At 38.9% G+C, this 20447-nt stretch carries 11 protein-coding genes and 2 pseudogenes; 11 read left to right on the forward strand and 2 right to left on the reverse strand.

What is annotated here, in order from left to right; all coding sequences use genetic code 11:
- Nucleotides 1-299: 299 nt before the first annotated feature.
- From BS333_RS04445 to BS333_RS04480, 8 genes and pseudogenes are all read left to right on the forward strand, one after another.
- On the forward strand, nt 300-1769 hold the full coding sequence (locus tag BS333_RS04445; protein ID WP_033003708.1) for a hypothetical protein: 1470 nt from the start codon (nt 300-302) through the stop codon (nt 1767-1769).
- Between the two features lie 386 nt (nt 1770-2155).
- Entirely contained in the window at nt 2156-3214 is a 1059-nt protein-coding gene (locus tag BS333_RS04450; RefSeq protein ID WP_021709673.1) for an aminotransferase class I/II-fold pyridoxal phosphate-dependent enzyme, read from the forward strand.
- A 618-nt stretch (nt 3215-3832) separates the two neighbouring features.
- Nucleotides 3833-6058, forward strand: coding sequence for a hypothetical protein (locus tag BS333_RS04455; RefSeq protein ID WP_021709674.1), 2226 nt, complete (start codon nt 3833-3835; stop codon nt 6056-6058).
- A 344-nt stretch (nt 6059-6402) separates the two neighbouring features.
- Nucleotides 6403-9081, forward strand: coding sequence for a DEAD/DEAH box helicase family protein (locus BS333_RS04460; protein WP_021709675.1), 2679 nt, complete (start codon nt 6403-6405; stop codon nt 9079-9081).
- Between the two features lie 70 nt (nt 9082-9151).
- A pseudogene (locus BS333_RS04465) lies at nt 9152-10303 on the forward strand (IS3 family transposase).
- A 426-nt stretch (nt 10304-10729) separates the two neighbouring features.
- On the forward strand, nt 10730-11944 hold the full coding sequence (locus BS333_RS04470; protein ID WP_021711681.1) for an MFS transporter: 1215 nt from the start codon (nt 10730-10732) through the stop codon (nt 11942-11944).
- 10 nt (nt 11945-11954) lie between these two features.
- On the forward strand, nt 11955-12833 hold the full coding sequence (locus BS333_RS04475; RefSeq protein WP_021711680.1) for a hypothetical protein: 879 nt from the start codon (nt 11955-11957) through the stop codon (nt 12831-12833).
- Nucleotides 12833-13543, forward strand: a complete 711-nt coding sequence (locus BS333_RS04480) for a YqcI/YcgG family protein (RefSeq protein ID WP_021711679.1) — start codon at nt 12833-12835, stop codon at nt 13541-13543. The genes BS333_RS04475 and BS333_RS04480 overlap by 1 nt, the downstream gene beginning before the upstream one ends.
- 227 nt (nt 13544-13770) lie before the next feature.
- Here the strand turns inward: BS333_RS04480 and BS333_RS04485 are convergent.
- A pseudogene (locus BS333_RS04485) lies at nt 13771-14691 on the reverse strand (IS5 family transposase).
- A gap of 346 nt (nt 14692-15037) precedes the next feature.
- Here BS333_RS04485 and BS333_RS04490 point away from each other — a divergent pair.
- Complete coding sequence (locus BS333_RS04490; protein ID WP_021711676.1) at nt 15038-16387, forward strand: condensation domain-containing protein; 1350 nt, start codon at nt 15038-15040, stop codon at nt 16385-16387.
- Nucleotides 16388-16486: 99 nt separating this feature from the next.
- On the opposite strand, the gene BS333_RS04495 is transcribed toward BS333_RS04490, so the two are convergent.
- Nucleotides 16487-17278 carry an SDR family NAD(P)-dependent oxidoreductase gene (locus BS333_RS04495; RefSeq protein WP_033004487.1) on the reverse strand — a complete coding sequence of 264 codons (792 nt, stop codon included), beginning with the start codon at nt 17276-17278 and terminating at the stop codon, nt 16487-16489.
- Between the two features lie 307 nt (nt 17279-17585).
- On the opposite strand from BS333_RS04495, the gene BS333_RS04500 reads away from it, so the two are divergent.
- Both BS333_RS04500 and BS333_RS04505 read left to right on the forward strand, forming a co-directional pair.
- A complete protein-coding gene (locus BS333_RS04500) occupies nt 17586-18806 on the forward strand; it encodes an isochorismate synthase (protein ID WP_050568020.1) in 1221 nt (406 codons plus the stop codon).
- Between the two features lie 11 nt (nt 18807-18817).
- Entirely contained in the window at nt 18818-20416 is a 1599-nt protein-coding gene (locus BS333_RS04505; protein ID WP_033004486.1) for a (2,3-dihydroxybenzoyl)adenylate synthase, read from the forward strand.
- Nucleotides 20417-20447 lie beyond the last annotated feature (31 nt).

The raw sequence follows: 20447 nt of genomic DNA on the forward strand, positions 1-20447 counted from the left end.
CCACTGGTGTGAATTAATTATTTTTAGGTCACTAAGGCATTAATGATTTGTTGAAAAAATTTAAAGTGTTTATGAAGCTGACATTTGAATTAAGAATGGCTATGAAGATTTTTAAACGATGAATTATCTTTAAAGATTGACGGGCCGCGAGGTTTTTGTAACAAACCTTGATTTAATGACAAAAATTTTTTGCTAATGATTATACACTGACTTCACAATATGATAACAATTTGTGTGAATTACAACAGAAGATCCCATTAAATACCGCTTATATTATAATGTAATAAAGGTATAAGATGATGAAGTTATTTGTAATACTTTGTATGTGTATTTTCTTCGTTAACCAGAATTCTCACGCAACACCAAGACTAGCTCTGCTTGATGCTTTGTGGGAAAAAGCACAGAATCAATTATTAACCCAATCAGAAATAAATGATTTAAATAACTCAATAAAAGGATTAAACGGTCATCGTCTAGGGTATGGATTTAACTTAGTTACAGAGTTGCCAACAAGGAATCGATGTATTATCAATCAAAGTTATCAAAGAATTGAGAATTTAAGTCGTTATGTTGAAGGGCGAGTTGTATCAAGCAAATCAGAAGTCGAAGAGTTTTTTTCAGCTGCTCTTTCTGTTAATGCTGAGGGCCGATACGGCAGTTTTTCTGCTTCAAGTCACTTTCAACGAGATGTATCGAATAGCTTTCAAAACCTAGAGCAAAATAATACGGTAGCATTCGTCATTCAAGATAAAACTTATACGCTAATTAATGATGCTTGGCCAACAATGGAGCCAAGAGCTTTAGCACTTTTAAATGCTAATACAAATACCAGTAAAACAAATTTCAGGAATATATGCGGAGATGCATTAGTTGATGGTATTCAATATGGGCGGGAACTGTATTTATTACTGCAGGTGAAATCAAAAAACCAGCAAAAGGAAGATACTTCTGACATTGCGGCAGACATTTCAGCTAGTTACATGATGCTTATATCCGGTTCAGTAGATATTGAGTTATTAGAGAAATATCGCCAGTACCAGCAAGATTATGAGATTAAAATCAAAGCTTATGTATCCGGTGAACAAATGGTTTTATCGGATACAAATCTATTGAACTTTGCAGACAAATTAAGGGAATTTGAAGGCGGTAAAACCAAGCAACACCGAATTATTAGCTATCAAACATCGGCATATCAAATTCCAGAAGGAATGGAGCACTGGCAAGCTTTCAAAGACTATCGGCCTGCCAGATTAGCAATAAAAAAATGGAATCAATTTATGGCATTTACTCATTCTGAACAATGTCAATATAAAGACATTGCTCAGGTGTGTGCATTGACCGAACAAATGTATCGAGACACCTGGGGAAATTGTTCCAACACGTATCAATGGCCTAGCTGTTTCGCTCCCGATGAGTCTGAGTGTCAATTATATACAGAGCTACCTTGTAATTATATTAATCAGGTGGCGGAATTGACTTGGCAAGACTCTGTAGCTGATTGGAAGCAAAGTTATGACGTGATGTTTCCAAAAGAGTCACTTGAGATCAATATTATTGGCTACGAATTTACCTATGAAAAGAGCTCTCGTGACTTAAGTAAAACCGAGTTTGAATTCCGAATTCGACTTGATAACCCAAATCGACTTAATGGATATTTCATGTGTGATTTAGCCGTAAAAGAAGATCGTATTAGTATGTGTGAAGTGAGTAATGATTGGGGGGTTGGACAAGTTGTTATTGAGCAGCTAAGTTATTTAGTTCGACAATGATAAATAAACTCTTTATTGTACTTATACTGAAATAAAATGTGGTATGTGGAGATCATGTAGCAGCCTGTTGATGAGTCTCCATTTGTTTTTCTCCATCGGTGAAACTAACACTATTCAATACCTAAGTCAGCGCTGTTGATTAAATCGATAAAACGAGTATTTTCTATGACCTTGAGATGGTCTGGTTGCAAAACTGAATATTTTTCTTGGTGCTTACTTGTATCCTCAGTTTCAGCCTATTATGGTGAAACTAAAAAATCAAATCAGCCTTATTTTATAGTTTGGGCTACTACTTTATTCACATAACCAGATTTTAAAAGTCTAGTTTGAATAAATATCGGAAGTATGAAAATTCTAGAAAATTAGATCATCATTGAGTGAACAACATGAATATTAATCAAAGAATTAGAGGTGATTCTTCCTCTTATATTAGTAATCTATACACTATTGATTGCCGTCTCGGAACTAATCCCAAAGGTCGCCCAGCTTTATCTGATGCGATAAAAGAAACGCTACTCGATGATCTAAGCGATTATTATTCGTTTGACCATATAGCTAAGCTATCAGTGTTGACGGCAAACTATATTGGAACTGAGCCTGACCGTGTTTTCTTTTCTAATGGCTCTATGCCTATGCTCTCGACGGTTTTCTCTAAGCTTCTAGGCGATAATATGACAATGCTTGGTCTTGGTCCTCAATTCGTCGATGCAGTATCAGAGTTTATAAAGCTTGGTGGTTATTATCGCTCAATTAGATATAGTCCGGGTGTTATTCCTATTCTTTGCGAAAATATTAAAGCGACAGTTCCATCCGTTGTTTACATTGATAATCCCAATAATCCAACCGGGCGAGCTTACTCTTACGATGAGTTAGCTCCAGTGGTCAAAGCATGTATCGACTCTGGTTCAATACTGTTAATCGATGAGGCGTATGGGGACTATTTAGTAAAGGGTGAGAGTATGGTCCAGTTTGCTAATGAGTTTAATAATGTAGTAGTAACTCGCAGTTTTTCTAAAGGTTTGGGCTTGGCTTCTTGTCGTCTTGGTTACGCTATTGTCTCGAAAAATCTGCGTGATTACTTCTCCAAAATTATTATCCCTTTTACGCCTTCGCTAACGTCAATTAAGATTGCTTGTGATGTATTGCCAAATATCGATAGTTTTCTTGATGAATGTAAAGCAGATTGCCGCAACATTAAAAAGACGATGATCGATGCATTAAAGCAGTGTGGAATCGAAGTTGCCCCAACGCACGACGAGACGCCAATATTTTTAGCCTATAAGAAGGGCGAAAATTTAGCGAGTTGGTTTGATGACCGCGGAATATTGGTCGAGTCTGCTCATCATTTTGAATTGACAGACAACACGCTTACTAAAGAATATTGTCGGGTCAGAATCGTTGGTAATACACACGACCTAGAGCATTTTTTATACAGGCTTAAATAACCCAATTACTGAGTTGGTTTTTAATAATTGGCAGCTAAATTTAGCCAGCAAGAACTCTTTGGTTAGGAGCTCAGTGATAAGTTATACATGGGTATATACTCAGGTGAATTTTTCTGAATCAATAATTTAAGGTCATTCGATATAACAAGCCTTTAATTCAATTTTGGCTATACGGTTTGTCTGTGATGAACTATCGTAAAAATTTTCCGGTTCGTGAGATTTTTTGCCCCCCTTTTAACTGTCTAAATCGGCAACTTTAATTGAGTTGTGTTTAAATCGACATGCTCTAGGGTGAAAGTAACTGAAAATAGGGCAGCTTAGCTGTCAAATTGTCACGGTGACAAGCTTTCGATACCTTGATAGAGTTTGCATGTTTAGTGTGTGGCGGTGAATTATCGGCCGTCTATTTCTACGCTGTTATAAGCTCCAAGTAGTATGGTTAATGATGTGATATTTACCATTCATGTATTCGTTTTTTGGTGCATTTTAAGTTGAAGCTTAACACTGGTTACTGCACGTCACAGAAAGAAACTCCACAGCAAATTACGCCATTTGCAATCACTTTCAAAATACAGCCGATTTGGACTACAACTCAATAACGAGTAAGGTTTACGTTTCATGCAAGAGTTTTTACTCATACTTAAAGTCATTATAATTTTATGTGGCATTGTTTCTTTTTTCTCACATCAGAGTGAAAAAGCCAGATTAAAAGAGCAAAGAGCCAGATTATTTAGCGCCAGACGTGGGACTGATCTCTCTGAAGAAGAGCGTTCTGCCATTTCTGAGCTTTGGGAATTGGACGTTACTTCTTCAGAGGTGTATTGCATAGATGAACGTTTAGAAGTGCATGCTATTCCCTCTGAAAACGACAAAGATGAAGAGATGGGTTACTTTGCTCTGGCTGAATATCCCATCCTGATGGGTGACAAAGCCATTGAATACATCGACGAAGAAAGGGTCAATGCAGAAGTAGTTTTGCATGATGACATGTTGATTGTCATTACTCTCAAAGACTACAATATTGTTGATTGTGTCAATAATACTCTTCCAGAAGCGCCGAATAATGCGTTAAGTGATGACTGCTTACAAAACACAGAGAATTCAGAGCAAGCATGTCTCGATCAGCCCGCGACAATAGCAGAAGACAACACACCGATAGAGCAAGAGGATGTCCCCGCGGTATTTAAGTATGACCGTCCTGTGACGTTGCTTGAAGCTCGCTATCTCCAGCTTTCTTCTCCTTTTTACAATATACTCGTGCCAACTCTGTTACTTTTGGCTATCGGTATCTTTTTATACGTCACCGATATTGGCCTCTCACTAGAGCCGGGTTGGCTTTCAGCAGTGATTCTCGCTGTCGTTTGTTGTGCCACGTTATTTTTACTCACTATGGAAGGCCCCAAACCCGCCACTGAAAACCTGGTAGTGAAACGTTACTTTGGTCAAATTAAAACGATGAGGATGATAGATAATAAAATATGGATCGTATTTATCGCGCCAAATGGTGAAGTAAATGAGGCATGGATACCAGACGAATGGCAAAACGCAGTGAATTTGGGTTGTGACGTTCAATTTGAAATTGAACAGAGTCAATCTGCCGTTATGAGTATCGGCTTGAACGCAATTTCAGAGCAAGATACTGTTAAGAAAAAGCCACGATATATCGTAGCAGCAATAGGGTTATTATTTGGCATCTTTTTTATTGCGTTCAATACCCATTGGGAATGGCGAGAAGCTAGCCTTGCAATATTAAATAATAACTCTTCCTATCAGATTAATAGCACTGCTGACTGGCCAACAAATGGATTTAAAGCGGGTGATAACTTATCAATAACTCAACCGCGCTTATGTCTGGATAGCCGCTATGAAAACAACCGATTGGTTTACTGTAAACAATTTGAATATCCTTTAGTTGGCGATGATTTTAAAGTTACTCCCGATGAAGCAGTAATAAAAGCGTATATTCACTTTATTAGCGAAGCGCCTGACTTTGCCCCCGAAATGCCACAAGACATTTACGACTACGCAGCACGAATTGTCAAAATAAGGAATAGTTTAGGTCTAAATTACGAATATGGTTCTTTTGGTACGCATCGTATCCGCAGTCGAAGTGAAATGGCGATGTTTACAGTTGAAAGCTTACAACTCATTGCCAATCATATTACGCCGTATTGCTCTACAGATAATCAAGCCAAGGAAACTGACCGAGCTGAAAACCTATCAGTAGATGAGCCTCAATTAAATCAGGCCTGTAATAAATTTAAACAGCAATTCGCGGAACTATGGGAAGAGCTAACCAGCAGCAGTTGTGAAGTGTCAGCGTGTTGGGATGAAGCATTAAAAGCGGGGGAGCTTGATGATGGCTACACGGTAAGAAATGACGAGGATGCCTATTTTTCGAGCTTGCGACGCCTCAAACAAGAAATATGGCAAGCGACCAAAGCATCATTAACACTTTCAAGTCCTGAACAACCATCCATTACTATTGATTGGTCTGGAGCAAAAAGTGAAGAGCTACTTAAAATTGCAAGATTACGTTCTAAGTTAGACCGGAGCAACCAAGAAGAGCGTATCACGTATCTAAATGAACTGCTGTTATTGCAATCCGAAGCTTCACAGCAAAGGGTGGAAGGAACCATTTTAAGAGTGAGTAATAATGATGGTCACCTCACTCTGACGGTCATAGAAAAGATCAGCCCAAAGCAAGCACTAAGCACTATCATGAACTCTATTTTGATCGCCTTTTTTGGCTTACTCATGACGCTATTGTTTATTGCGTTTTTTCGAAGTGGACGGCCCCGAAAAGAGAAACAGGCTAAATCAAAAGATGCATGGATAAGCTAGTTACGCTCATTATTGCATCTAAATGATATGCCATTCATATATAAAGCCCTTACTAATGGAAAGGGCTTTTCATTTGTTTCCTAAAATAGGCTTGCTGTAAACCGGAAGGGTTCGTTGAAGAAGGTGCTGTACTCTTGTTCCCTGCTATTCCGCTTCGTTGTCTTCCTTGAATTCGGCTCAGTGACCTCGCTCTGAATCAAGCATCTTGAGGTCATTTGGGTATATTCCCTAAAGCCTTGAATCATTGCTGAGTCTGAGAGTTTAGCTCGTCTCGCTGAACACAGCACTTTGAGCTGACTTGGGTATCAATAAGTAGTATTAATTAGCTTCGGAGTAGTTATTAAATGGACTTCAATCAATTAAATTTCAAATATAGCTGGCGACCATATCAAGAAAGAGTTTTAAATGCATTTGACGAACACATTAAAGATCGTAAATTACACATTGTCGCTGCCCCCGGAGCAGGAAAAACAACCTTAGGGATAGAAGTCTTTAAAAGGCTTAAATATAAAGCACTCATATTATCTCCAACTAGAGTCATTCGAGACCAATGGATTGGTAGGCTCAGTGATTTTATCAATTGCAACGACCCTTTTAACTTAGAATGGACCAGCAATGATCTAGATAAACCAAAAGCATTTACGTCGATAACTTATCAAGCTCTACATGCCAAAATGAAAAATATTGACGAAATGGAGGGAGAGCCTGAACAAGAGGCAGAAATTAGCGACCTAAATACACAAGAGTTAACAGCCTTTATTTCTCACCTTGAAAGCTCAGATATCAAAGTCCTGATTTTGGATGAAGCACACCATTTAAGACAAGAGTGGTGGAAAGTCTTAACCACTGTTTGCCAAGCGATACCTGATATGTTCCTTGTTTCATTGACTGCAACACCGCCATATGATGCACAGAAAAATCAATGGAGTAAGTATGAACAACTGTGTGGGCGAATTGATGAGGAAATTTCGGTTCCTGAATTAGTCAAGGCAGAAACATTATGTCCCCATCAAGATTATATTTGGGCTGTTGATGTTACTGCTGATGAAGAAGTAAGGATTCAAGAGTTCGATGGACGTGTTAAACAGCTATGCGCTAACTTGCTTTCTAACGATATTTTCCTAGAAATTTGTAAGGAGCACAAATGGCTGAACGCTCCTGATCAAAATGCTCAAGAAATAGTAAAAGATCCCCACATTCTAATATCAATCTTATCTTTACTAAAATATAAAAACATTCAAATTCCTCATGCATCTTTAGTGTTATTAGACTTGGAGTATAGCGATATTCCAACTTTAAGCAGATATTGGTGGCAAAAACTAGTCGAAGGCATTCTATTCTCTGGCTCATTTAATTTTAACGAGCCTCAAGACTTGTTCGTTAAAGATCTTAAAAAACAACTACGAGCGTCTGAATTACTCTATAAACGTGAGTTAAGGCTAGAACATTCGAAACGGCTTGAACGATCGTTATCGCTAAGCGTGGCTAAAATAAACGGTTGTGTTGATATTCATCGCATAGAGTTAAAGAAAAGGCGAGAAAAGTTACGGCAGGTCATATTAACCGACTACATTCGAGACGAAGTAATATACTCAGATAGAAACATCGGTGAGGTGAGCTTAGGTAGTTGGCCTATTTTTGAAAAATTAGTCACTCAATCAGAGATTAAGAATGAAATAGCGATGTTAACTGGCCGCCTATCTATTATTCATGAGAGTAAATTGAACTTGATTGAAAGTGCAGAAATGAGTAACAAACTGACTTCTGTACCTATGAAGCATTTATCGGGTTATGTAGAAATCAGAGGTCCTCTGAATCAATTAACGGTTGTCTTTACAGAGTTACTTTGTGAAGGCCATATAAAAACATTAGTAGGAACGCGCTCTTTATTGGGAGAAGGGTGGGATGCACCTGTAATTAACTCACTGATCCTTGCGAGCTCTGTTGGCTCTTTCATGCTTACTAACCAGATGAGAGGAAGGGCAATCAGAATCGACAAAGAGGATAGAGAAAAAGTTAGCAGCGTTTGGCACTTAGTCGCGATAGATAGAAAATCCTATTTTGGTTTGATCGATTATTCAAACTTAACCAAGCGCTTTGACACTTTTGTGGGGTTGGCTGAAAAAGGTAAATCTATAGAGAACGGATTTGAAAGGCTAGATAGTGGATTATCATGGTACATAGCAAGTGATAATGATACTAATAATGCGGTTTATGAAAGTAATAAGCAGATGCTTGCGAAGTTTAAAGAGATTGACTCGCTTTCATCTAAATGGAAAGAAGCATTAATTCTTGATAAAAATGGCAAAATACTATCTTCGGTAGAGGTGCCGAAACTGAGAAGTTTTAAGGCTTTCTACTTAAAAAACACTTTTAAGTATTTAATTCACGAATTGTTGCTCGGTACACTCAGTGTTTTTTCGGCTAGTGTAGAATTGCTTAAGGAGTATCAATCTTTAAAAATGGCACTCTGGTTTTTAGCCGTAGGGTTAGGTTATGTCTTTGTTAAAAACCTACCCAAAACGATTAAGGCAGTTCGTATTGCACTATTACACTTACCTATTGATGGCTCATTAAAGCAAATTGGAAGAGCTGTCTTAGAATCGTTATCAAAGACAGAAAATTTGACGACATCGTTGAGCTTATTAGATGTGAAAATTAATCAAAATGTGAAAGGCGACTTAATCATTGCGTTAACGGGAGGAACATTTTATGAATCTTCGCTTTTTGCTGATAGCGTATCAGAAGTTCTTGCTCCTATTGATAACCCGAGGTATTTAGTCGTTCGTGAGGGTGACTTTTTGGGCGTTTCTCGTAAAGACTATCACGCTGTACCTACAATCATTGGTGTTAAAAAGAGTTCTGCTGAAATTTTTATAGAGGAATGGAGTAAGCACGTTGGTCCGGCGGAGCTTATTTACACAAGAAACCAGCAAGGCAGAGAGTCGTTGTTGAAAGCAAGGATGAGGGCTTTTTCATCCATATTTGCAAAAGACATAAAGCGTATTGATAAATGGCAATAATGATGAGTGTTCTGCTTTAATCAAACCGGACACTTCAATAAAGGAATATAATCCTACTATTGAGGTGACTATGACAAAACGAAAAAATAGAAGTTATACCAATGATTTCAAGCGAGAAGCTGTGGCATTGGTAACCGAGCAAGGCTATAGCGTAACTAAGGCGGCAGCGTCCCTAGGTATTACAGATAAATTGCTTTACAACTGGAAAGCCAAGTTTGAAGTATAGCAATCTGGCGAAGCTTTGACAGCTGATGAACGTGCTGAGCTGATTAAATTACGCAAGGAAAATAAAGAGCTAAGGATGGAAAAAGATATATTAAAAAAAGCCAGCGCCCTGTTGCTAAAGGAAACCAAATAGCGTTTGAAACGGTTAAATCGCTCGCTTCGACATACCCAATTGCCAAGCTTTGTAAAAGCATGAACGTAAGTCGTTCAGCCTACTACGCATGGCTCAACAAACCTACTGAAGTAATAACGGCCGAGCAGTTACATTTGTACCGCAGAGCTAAAGCAATATTTAAGCAAAGTCGAAACAGCTTAGGTTATCGGGAATTGCGTAAGCGGTTGTGCAATGAGGGCTTTACTATCAGTGATTATGGTACACAAAAGTTGATGGACAAGCTGGGTTTAGTGGTTACACAGCGTGTGGCATACAAGGTCACAACTAAGCGTAAACACAGTGATGCAGTGGCTGACAACCTGCTGAACCAGAATTTTAACCCTGTTGGTCCTTCCTAACCAAGTGTGGGCAGGAGATGTAACCTATTTGAAAACAGGAGAAGGTTGGATGTATCTGGCCATCGTGATGGACTTGTATTCTAGGCGAATTGTCGGCTGGCACATAGATAAACGTATGACCACTGATTTAGTCAGCAAAGCCATGATGAAAGCCTATAACTTGTGCCAACCACCTAAAGGTTTGGTATTTCATTCAGACAGAGGCTCACAATATACCAGCAAACGTTATCGTAATCTGCTGACGAGTTACGGCATCAGAGCCAGTATGGGCGATGTTGGTGCTTGTTGGGATAACGCTGTATTAGAAAGGTTCTTCGGTAGTCTAAAGCACGATTGGTTACTCAAGGTGCCCCAACTAACCAGAGAACACATGAGAAATGATGTCGCAACTTATATGCGATATTACAATTTAGATCGGCTTCATACTGCTAACAACAATATGTCGCCAATTAACTATGAATTTTCTTTTAGAAAAGTGTCCTGAAAAACTTGAGCAGAACAATTATCAATGAATTTTTTGATGTGACACTACCAGGAAAGTTGTAGGCTCGCTGGTATCCAGAATTACGGATTATTGTCAGCTACTCAAACCAGCATATTCAAGTTGAGCTAGTATAATCTATATTTTATGTTCTAATTCGATATTTGTGGGCTTCTGGTTTTAATGGAAAGTTATTGAATATTATTCCATTCCGTATTCAATAACAGATTTTTTAAATTGTGATCTTAACTACAACTTTGTATTCAGCATATTGATCAATACTATTGTAGATTATATTGTATATAAGTTTTATAAAATAATAATTTTGTTATTATCTGGCTGCTTTTTTATGTAAAAAGACACGGAAGTTTGACATTATTTTTGATAGAATTCGTTGTGTTATATTAAACTTATAAAAGAGAAATTAAGATGAAGAAGCTTTTTAAATACAACCTGATGCTGTTAATGTCAATATTTTCAGTTGCAGCTATAATGAGAGGTCCTATAACTGGTCCAGCAACAATTATTGATATAATAATTAACTCATTGGGCCTTTCAGCAAGCCAAGCAGGATTACTCACGTCATTACCGCTTTTAGCTTTTGCTTTTTTCTCCCCTATTGCAGTGGTATGTTCTTCAAAACTAGGTCTTATAGGTACTTTGTTACTTGGAATTATTACAATATTTTTAGGAGTAATTATAAGATCTTTAGGCGGCTTTGAGCTTCTTTTAATTGGAACATTTCTAATTGGGGTTGGTATCGCACTATCAAATGTTATGTTACCAAGTATAGTGAAAAAATATTTCCCAGATAAAGTATCTGAAGTTACATCTTTATATGTATTCTTCATTAGTATGGGTGGTGCCATTTTTTCAGTAATATATCTTCCAATTGCAGAGAAAGCTAGTGAGTATGGTTATGTTGGCTGGAATGTTTCCCTGCTTTCTACATTATTCATTATTATTGTTCCACTATTAATGTGGTTACCTAGGTTAAAGGATGATAAAGCTATTGTTTCAAATAAAAATGAGGCAGTGAGCCTGACGATGATGATAAAATCTAGGGTAGCTTGGGAAGTCACTTTATTTTTAGCTTTTACATCTCTTGTAAATTATACATTTATTGCCTGGTTACCAAGTATATTATCTGATATGGGTTATTCGTTAGAATCTTCCGCGGGTCTTCATGGCATTCTACAGCTATCTGGTGTCTTACCGTCTTTAGTTTTACTTCCAATACTTTCTGGTAAGGTAGATAAGCGATATATATCTATTTTTTCTACCTTTCTTGTACTCTTGAGTATAATTGGACTTTTAATTTTCCCATCATTCGCGCTAGGTTGGGTAATCTTTATGGGGATCGGGAATAGTAGTGCGTTTATTATGTCTTTAAGTTTTATTGGATTAAGAACTAATGATCCTCAACAAACTGTTGCACTATCATCTATGGCCCAGTTCGTCGGGTATCTTTTTGCGGCAGCTGGACCGGTGGTATTAGGTGGTATAATTGAAGATGGTAATAGCTGGAACTATATCCTTCAATTAATGGCATTTGCAACAGTAATTTGGATGTTACTCGCTTCTTTAGCTGGAAGGGAAAGCAAAGTAAATCAAACTGAAAAAATCACAATTTATAATAAATAGTGGAGGAATAATGAGCCAACTTATGATACAGACTAGTCAAGGTGACTATTTTGATAACAAAAAATGGAGAGAAACCCTAGATGATTTTTGTCAAATAATTAACAAGAAATACAATAAAAAATTTGAAGCTATATGTCCTTGGGGGTTCGAGGTTTATGAGGATATCGGATTCTTAACTAAAAACATTAGACGATATTTTTGCTATTTTGGCGTTGATGACCAAAGTTTGACGGATGAAGAAGTTAATTATTTATCTACAAAAGTTAACTTTGATTTATATGAACATATAAAATTAAAACATCCGCTTTGGTTTGAAAGTATAGTCTGTCTGTTGTCTAATGAAAAAGTACATAAATTGCGTGAAGATGATTATATTTGCTTCGAGAATGAGAAATTACTTTCGGTCACCCTAAAAAAAACAAACAATATACTTGACTCTTATGCTAAATATCTTGTTTGCTCTCTTTCTTCTTTGTTGAATACAATTGGTGAGTCTAGAACGTATAAAGAGAGTATGGTTTTTAGATGGCGTACATATCAACTTTACCTTATATTAGAGCAGATATTTTCTAAATATACACCTGAACTTACTCACTTTGAAAAAAGGCTGATTAAAGTTGCTACTATATTTCAAGATAATGCTATACAACCCTTTTATAATTTTGATGAAAGTGAAAATATAATAGAAGATGTAGAAAATACCCTTTTTGATAGTTTCATACTTAAGAGGGCGAAGGTTATTCATGATTCAATTATTTCAAAAGAAGGTAATATAATTTATTCTCCTTGTTTTCATACGAATGACTCTTTATCATTGGATATTGAACCCCAAGTATACACGGATGTAATGTGCTTAATTAAAAAAAGTTATAATGGATTTTTTATATAATGAACAATAATTCAGAGCTTTTCAGGAAGAAAACGCATTGTATATTTGCTTCTAGTGCGAAGTTTTGGGATAACTCATATGAGTGGGACTCAGAAAAAACAATAGAAGAAAATGTTGAGTGTATTAAACCTGACTTAGATAAATACGTTAATCATTTGAAAAATGCTCAAAATAATTCTTCTGAGCCTTTTGATAGCTTTATTATTGAAGCCCCGGCTAATATCTATAGTCAAACAATGGAAGATGTAGCGGAATGGCTATATAGAATACTCTACAATATTTCCAGTGAAAGCATAGAAAAACTAATAGACTTGTCTCCATCAGAAGATGGAAGTTATATGGATAATGGTTGGGAATTTAGATACAAAGATACAAGGTTTTTTGTCCTGACAACTACGCCATTATATGAAGAGTGGCATTCGAGATATTGTGGAGGAACTGAACAAAATAGTGTTATCATTCATTTGCAGCCGATGTTCTCCTTCGATTACCATTTTAATAACTCACCAATTGGCTGCCCATCTAAAATTGTGACTAAAATTAGAAAAACATTTGCTCGATTTGGGAGAAACTACGAGAGCGATTTTCCGCATACTGTCGCTAGAGGCAGCACTAATAGGCTTCATGAAGCTCCAAAATATTTAAAGCCAAGAAAAAAATGTGACGATATTATAAAATGGTGGGTCCCTCGTCCTTTTAGGCTCAGATAGATTCTATAAGCGTGTTTATTTCTAATAAATACAAATTCCTCACTATTAGTGTGATGTTTTTATAATAGTTTAACACACTTCTTAGGTGCTCATTTGAGTACCTAATTTACTCATGAATCGGAAAGATTTTGAATAGTGCGTTCAATAAGGTGGAGGGGCTTGTGGCTTTGTTGGGCTTTGTTGCGTAATTCGGTCAGAGAACCAAACTGCCTGCAATTGATCAATTCTTATACAACACACTGAGTTTCAGGCATACCAAGCCCTGTAAGTTTGTTCAGCGCTTTAATCATGGCGTAAGTTTCACCAACCTGTGCATTGTAATTTCTTAGGCTTAATTTCCCACCTAATAACTGTTTCACTCGATACATGGCTGTTTCGGAGAGAGAACGCTTGTGATAACCATACCGTTCTTTCCACTTTTTGTTGGAGCCTTAGAGCTTCTGGCAACCCACAGCTAAATTGCGAGGGTGACTTTGCTCCCAGAAGGCTGCCCCTTCTCGTGGCGGGGTAAGCGGGACCGCTCGCTTGCTCCGTATGGCATCATGGCAACTCCTTGTGTCATAAGCGCCATCACCTGATATCTCAATTATTTTCCGACGTGTCTGCTTGAGTAAGTTGGGAAGCACTTCGGCATCGGTTACGTTGGATAAGCTCAGCTCTGCGGCGACTATTTCGTGAGTGCTTGTAGCTACTGCGATGTGCAGCTTACGCCAGACTCTGCGCTTCCCATCAGTTCCATGCTTCTTGACCTTCCATTCACCTTCGCCATAAACCTTGAGACCAGTAGCATCAATGGCTAGGTGTTGTATCGTACCTCTGGTTTTAGTTTTAAATGAAACCTCAACATCATTAGATCGACGGCTTATACAGGTGTAGTGGGGGCAAACCTGCGGGATGTTAGCCAGCTTAAATACGGAGTCTAGAAAACCTTGCAGCGCTCTCAATGGCATAGAGAAAACGCGTTTCACCATCAGAGCGGTAGTAATGGCTAAGTCGCTGAATCGGCGAGGTCTACCACGCTTGCCCTCGTTTGTTTTGCTTCCACTCGGCTATCGCTTCCTCATCAATCCAAAAGGTAAGAGAGCCGCGGTTGTTAGGGCTTTATTATACTGCTTCCAGTTAGTTGTTTTGTAACGAGGTTTAGGCATGAGACTACGACGATTGATGGGTGTAGCCGATCAGATCGTAGCTTCCTGAGTTAGTTCCATCGATTTAAGCAACAAGGCCAAGGCAAGTAAGTGATATCCCATATATAGACTTGGCTCGAGCCTGTTGCTGTATATCTTCATATTTCACTTTAAATATCTGTGACTATAGTTACAAATAACTATTAATTATTCTGACAAACCATGATCACAGTTCCAAAAACTGAAATATAAAATAAATGTAAATGGTGGTAGGTTTAATAAAATAGATGGGCGCCAATTCAAGAACCGAGCGTCCTAGATCTTAAAATTAACGATTAACCCTATTTTCTGATGTTGAATAATATTTATGACTTTATCTATTGATCGTAAGCTAAGTATGGCTGAATCTTCATTTTTTAATAATGGTTGTAATAACATTAATGTAATTGCAGTTAACTTATCTCATAAGCTTGATATAAATGTTCTTCAGCAGGCGGCAAATGAAGTTATGTCGATACATCCTGCATTGAGAAGAACCATTATTAATAAACAAGGAACGATAGAGTTTTTAAGCGCTTCTCAATCTTTAATCGTTGAAGAGTATCAGGCCTCGTCTTGGGAGAAAATCGTTAAAGACAACCTTCAAGATCCCTTTCTAGAAGAAGGCGATTATTTCTGGAAGCTCACTCAAGTGGTTGATAATCAAAGACCTGAATCCAGTACTTTGTTGCTATTCCTACATTTGAGTATCAGTGACAGCGTTGGTGGGATGATTTTAGTTAATGATATTATTAAGAATTATCATTTATTGTGCTCAGGGGAAAGCGTTGTTCAAAAGCAAAGAGAAGTATTGCCAGATTTATTGACTTTACAAAATAATCAACGTACTTATCAAGATAGTCTTACGCACCAAAATAGTTCAGCGAACCAAAGTAGCGTTACTCATCAATTACTTAATACTCAGTTGGATTATCATAATAGCCAGAGTGGTTCAGACTTAAAAGACAATACTGAAGATAACGAATATTATAATGACTTCTGTTATTTATTAGGTAAAGAATCAAACTTAGAAAAGTTAAAGGAAATATGCTCTGCAAGGCAAATCGATATAGACTTGATATTATTTCTGACTGCAAATTGGGCTATAGCAAAATTTGAATGGCAGCAACAGGCATCGCTGCAAGAGACGATAAGAATTAATATGAGTATGGATATTAATGAGCGTAATAATCTTCTTTCACCTCTTGGCTATAACGATATTCAGTCTTTAACGAGTACATTGCCTTGGAAAAGTCATATCCAATTATCAGATACATTTTGGGATAGCATTGAAACTTTAAATAAACTGCTGCAGTCTCGACTTCCATATACCCATGACTTTGAACAGTTGCAGGAACATTTACTGCGAAACAACCAACCGGGTTGGTTAACCGATGCACATTTCTCTTCTTTAGTGGGCTTTCCGTTCCAGAAACACTATGAGCAGGGGACAATAGAACACATTCACCTGATACGCTCACATTGGGCTCCACTTTATGGGAGGTATGCCTTTTTAGCCAATTCTGTGAATGGACTTTCTTATACGATCGTTGCTCAGAAACATGATACCGATAACGCAAAAATGATGATCAAATACTGGAGAGACCTGGTTGAAGAGTGGGTAATCAGTGAGGAAGAGTTTGCGTTAGAAGACTTTGTAAGGACGCGCGTCAGTTGAGTATTGCTTGATTAAACGTCCTTAGCCCACAGACTTTGATAACGATTCTTCATGTTGAACGACTATACCCTTCAGCGCTGCCTAAACTTGCCTTACCGCTTAAAAGGTAGCGCCACCGTCGACTCTTAGATCGTGCATCGTAATATGGCTTGCTTTGTCACTTAGTAAAAACTCGATGGCGTCAGTGATTTCCTCAGGTTCAGCAATTTTATTTAATGGAATACCAAGGCGGCGACAATTTAAGTCACCTTGGATGACGTCTCGCTCGGCATGTTCCTTATTCCAAAGCTGAGTCTGCATCGGAGTTCGAGTGCTTCCCGGGCTAACAATATTACATCGAATACCATACTGAGCCACCTCTTGTGCCAAACATTTTACCCACATGTGGATGCCCGCTTTAGAGGCGCAATAAGCCGACATATTCACTCTTGGTGTATCTGCTGCATTTGAGCCAATAACAACCACCGATCCCTTTAAATTATGATCAACCAGCATCTTAACCAACTGCTGAGTGAGTAATAGCGTACCTTTGAGGTTAACGTTGATAATGTTATCTAATGCTTCTGGTTTCAACTCCAACGCTGAGGAAATAGAGAGTGTTCCTGCACACATTACGATATGTGTTGGTAAAAGTTTGTCTTGCAGTAAATATTGACATGCCGATTGAATCGAGTGCCAATCAGATAAATCAAAAGGTAGGAGAGTGGTACGATCTTGCTGTACTTTGGAAAGGCTTACGTACAGTTCTTCCAATGTGGAACGGTCAAGATCACAGGCAATAACTCTTGCTCCTTGTGCTAATAAGCGCTTTGTACAAGACAATCCGATTCCTTGTCCTGCCCCAGTCACAAGACAGAGTTTGTCTGCGAAAATAGACGGATTTTCTTGCATAAATTGGCCTCTCAATGATTTACGGTCATAGTTTTCTTGTTCACCTGGATGATAATGATTTGTATTCATCTATTCTTTTTGAAGAAGATAAATTTGTGAAGTTGGTGGTAAATAAGATCAATCTATAAATTATTTCCATCACAAATGCAAATGATAATAGTTATTAATAACACTTGTGTAAGTGCAACGGTATGTGTAATCTCTGCATTTCAAATGAGATTGAGTCTCATTTGTGAGTGAATAATTTAAACTTACAAATACAGTTTGAGAGACAATTATGCTTCGTAACTTAATGGGGAGCCGCGATATGCTCACGGAGTGCCTTGGTGATCAAACGAGTGGTACGCTGTTCTTTTTTAGTTCACCGACAGTGGCATTATTAGCTCAAGGCATTGCTGCAGAGTTTTCCCAACACGTCAAATTTTCTCAATTAGATGAAAAAATTAAACAATTGCTTAGCTCAGCGAAAACAGCGGACAATGATAATCCTATAGCGGTTGGTGTGATTCCATTTTCCGAGCAACAACCTGTTCATTTTATTGTCCCTGAGCGCCTTGTGACCAGTGCGCCAATTCGGCCAAATACCATTATCGATAAAGATAAGACGCAGCAAAAAGATAAAAACGCCAATACTGATGGCAGTGGTTATTGTGCCTTAACTTCTCAACATTCCATTCCAAGCAATGAGAATTATCTGCGCAGTGTTGAGGCTGCTGAGCGTTTCTGCCGTGACAAAAATGATGCTCTGGAAAAAGTTGTGCTTTCACGAACGGTTTTAGTTGAAACACAGCAAGACATTGATCGCGCTCATTTACTCAAAGAACTTCTTAAACAAAACCCCAGTGGGTACACTTTTTCAACCTCACTCGGACAACTTTCTCTCGAAAAACATCTGATGGGCTCGAGCCCAGAATTGTTGGTATCGCTGAAAGGGTCACACGTTTGCTCAAATCCTTTGGCGGGATCACGTCGTCGTTGTGACAATGAATCGATCAATCAGCAACAAGCAGAGTTAATGATGGAAAGCAGTAAAGACCTTCATGAACACGCAGTAGTGGTTGATATGGTCGAAAAAGCGTTGCAACCATGGTGTGATCAACTTTATGTACCAATGGTTCCATCAGTAGTAGAAACTCGCGCCATGTTGCATTTATCGACTCGTATTGAAGGTGTTGCATCGTCTTCTGAAGTGAGTGCATTACAACTTGCATGTGCACTGCATCCCACGCCGGCAGTGTGCGGTTATCCGACCAATAAAGCCTATGAACTTATTCGTGAAGCTGAACCTTTTGAACGTGGCTATTTTACCGGTCTTGTCGGCTGGGTCGATGCGCGCGGTAACGGAGAGTGGGTGGTCGTGATTCGTTGTGCTGAAGTGGGCAAACAAAGCCTAAAAGCCTATGCAGGTGCCGGTATTGTGACGAGTTCTGATCCACAAAGTGAGTTGGAAGAGACCACCAATAAAATGCGGACTATCTTCAATGCGGTAGGGATTGATTTGGAAATGGCCTGTGAGGTGGTGACATGAGTTCATCGGATATGTCATTGGATTGGACACCTTGGCCAGAAACATTCGCTGCTAGATATCGTGAAGAAGGGTATTGGACCTCTCAAACGTTACCTGACATGCTAGAACTGACCACCAAGCAATACCCTCACAAGGTAGCGATTATTGATCAACATGGGCAGTGGACTTATCAAATGTTCAAGCAGCATGTTGATCAACTGGCAACTGGATTTCAGCAACGGCTTCAGTTGCAAGCGGGCGATAAAGCCGTTATTCATCTTACAAATACAGCCGCCTTTTATTTCAGCTTTTTTGCCTTACTTAAAATTGGTGTGCAGCCAGTATTAGCCTTGTCGGCCCATCGTTATGCAGAGATTCAGTACTTTTGTCATTTTTCTAAAGCCAAAGTGCTGATTACCGAGCAACAAGCAGGGGTAGATATGGTGGCGATCACGCAAAGAGTGACGTCACAAACCCCCAGTCTAGAGAATGTCGTTTGGGCAGGAGATGGTGAAACGCCAGCAGGAGCAACGACGCTGCACAGTTTGTTGTCATCTGATATCGAATTAGATGCCCAAAGACCCCCTGACTTTGCATTTTTTCAATTGTCGGGTGGAACGACAGGAACGCCTAAACTTATCCCTCGTACCCATGCGGATTATCTTTATAGTGTCCGTACGAGTAATCAAATTTGTCAGTTCAGTAGCGAAACGCGCTACTTATGTGTCCTACCAGCGGCGCATAATTTTCCTTTAAGCTCCCCTGGGGCTCTAGGGTGTTTTATGGTGGGTGGAACCGTGGTGATGTGCCCTGACCCAAGTCCGGCAACCGCTTTTCATTTAATCGAAAAACATCGTATTAACGTAGCAGCACTGGTCCCTCCATTGGCAGCATTATGGCTTGAAGAGGCTGCTCGAACTCAATGTGATCTTTCATCTTTGGCTGTGTTGCAGGTTGGAGGCGCGAGATTTAGCCCTGCTGTCGCCAAGCGAGTTCAACCGGAACTAGGTTGTGTGTTGCAGCAGGTTTTTGGTATGGCTGAAGGCCTAGTGAATTACACGCGTTTAGACGATCCTGAATCAGTCATCACTCAGACACAAGGGAGACCAATGTCTGCTGCGGATGAAGTGTTAGTGTTAGATGAGCTTGGGCAAGCTGTCCCGATTGGGAGCGCTGGAAGGCTGTTTACGCGGGGGCCGTATACGATTCGCGGTTATTATCAAGCGTATGAGTACAATCAGGAAGTGTTTGATGAAAACGGTTTTTACTGCACAGGAGATATCGTCATACAAGATCAAGACGGCAACTTGCAAGTGGTGGGACGTGATAAGGCTCAGATCAATCGAGGCGGAGAAAAAGTGGCGTCTGAGGAAATAGAGCATCATTTAATCGAACATCCCGCAGTTCATGATGCTGCTGTATTTGCCATCGCGGATGACTTTTTAGGTGAACGAAGTTGTGCTGCTTTAGTTTCTCGACACTCGTCATTAAAACCCATCGAGATTAAACGCTTTTTGAGAGAGAAAGGCGTGGCCGATTTCAAGATCCCCGATCGTATTGTTTTTGTCGATTCCTTACCAAAAACACCTGTCGGTAAAGTGAATAAAAGTAAGCTTCTAGAGGTTATTTAACCAAGAGCGACTCTCCCCATTGTGACATACA

The sequence above is a fragment of the Vibrio azureus genome (genome assembly GCF_002849855.1).
In the GTDB taxonomy this organism is placed as follows: domain Bacteria; phylum Pseudomonadota; class Gammaproteobacteria; order Enterobacterales; family Vibrionaceae; genus Vibrio; species Vibrio azureus.

Coding starts and splice junctions, on each gene's coding strand:
- BS333_RS04445 (WP_033003708.1), top strand. CDS start 300: ATGAAGTTATTTGTAATACTTTGTATGTGTATTTTCTTCGTTAACCAG.
- BS333_RS04450 (WP_021709673.1), top strand. CDS start 2,156: ATGAATATTAATCAAAGAATTAGAGGTGATTCTTCCTCTTATATTAGT.
- BS333_RS04455 (WP_021709674.1), top strand. CDS start 3,833: ATGCAAGAGTTTTTACTCATACTTAAAGTCATTATAATTTTATGTGGC.
- BS333_RS04460 (WP_021709675.1), top strand. CDS start 6,403: ATGGACTTCAATCAATTAAATTTCAAATATAGCTGGCGACCATATCAA.
- BS333_RS04470 (WP_021711681.1), top strand. CDS start 10,730: ATGAAGAAGCTTTTTAAATACAACCTGATGCTGTTAATGTCAATATTT.
- BS333_RS04475 (WP_021711680.1), top strand. CDS start 11,955: ATGAGCCAACTTATGATACAGACTAGTCAAGGTGACTATTTTGATAAC.
- BS333_RS04480 (WP_021711679.1), top strand. CDS start 12,833: ATGAACAATAATTCAGAGCTTTTCAGGAAGAAAACGCATTGTATATTT.
- BS333_RS04490 (WP_021711676.1), top strand. CDS start 15,038: ATGACTTTATCTATTGATCGTAAGCTAAGTATGGCTGAATCTTCATTT.
- BS333_RS04495 (WP_033004487.1), bottom strand. CDS start 17,278: ATGCAAGAAAATCCGTCTATTTTCGCAGACAAACTCTGTCTTGTGACT.
- BS333_RS04500 (WP_050568020.1), top strand. CDS start 17,586: ATGCTCACGGAGTGCCTTGGTGATCAAACGAGTGGTACGCTGTTCTTT.
- BS333_RS04505 (WP_033004486.1), top strand. CDS start 18,818: ATGTCATTGGATTGGACACCTTGGCCAGAAACATTCGCTGCTAGATAT.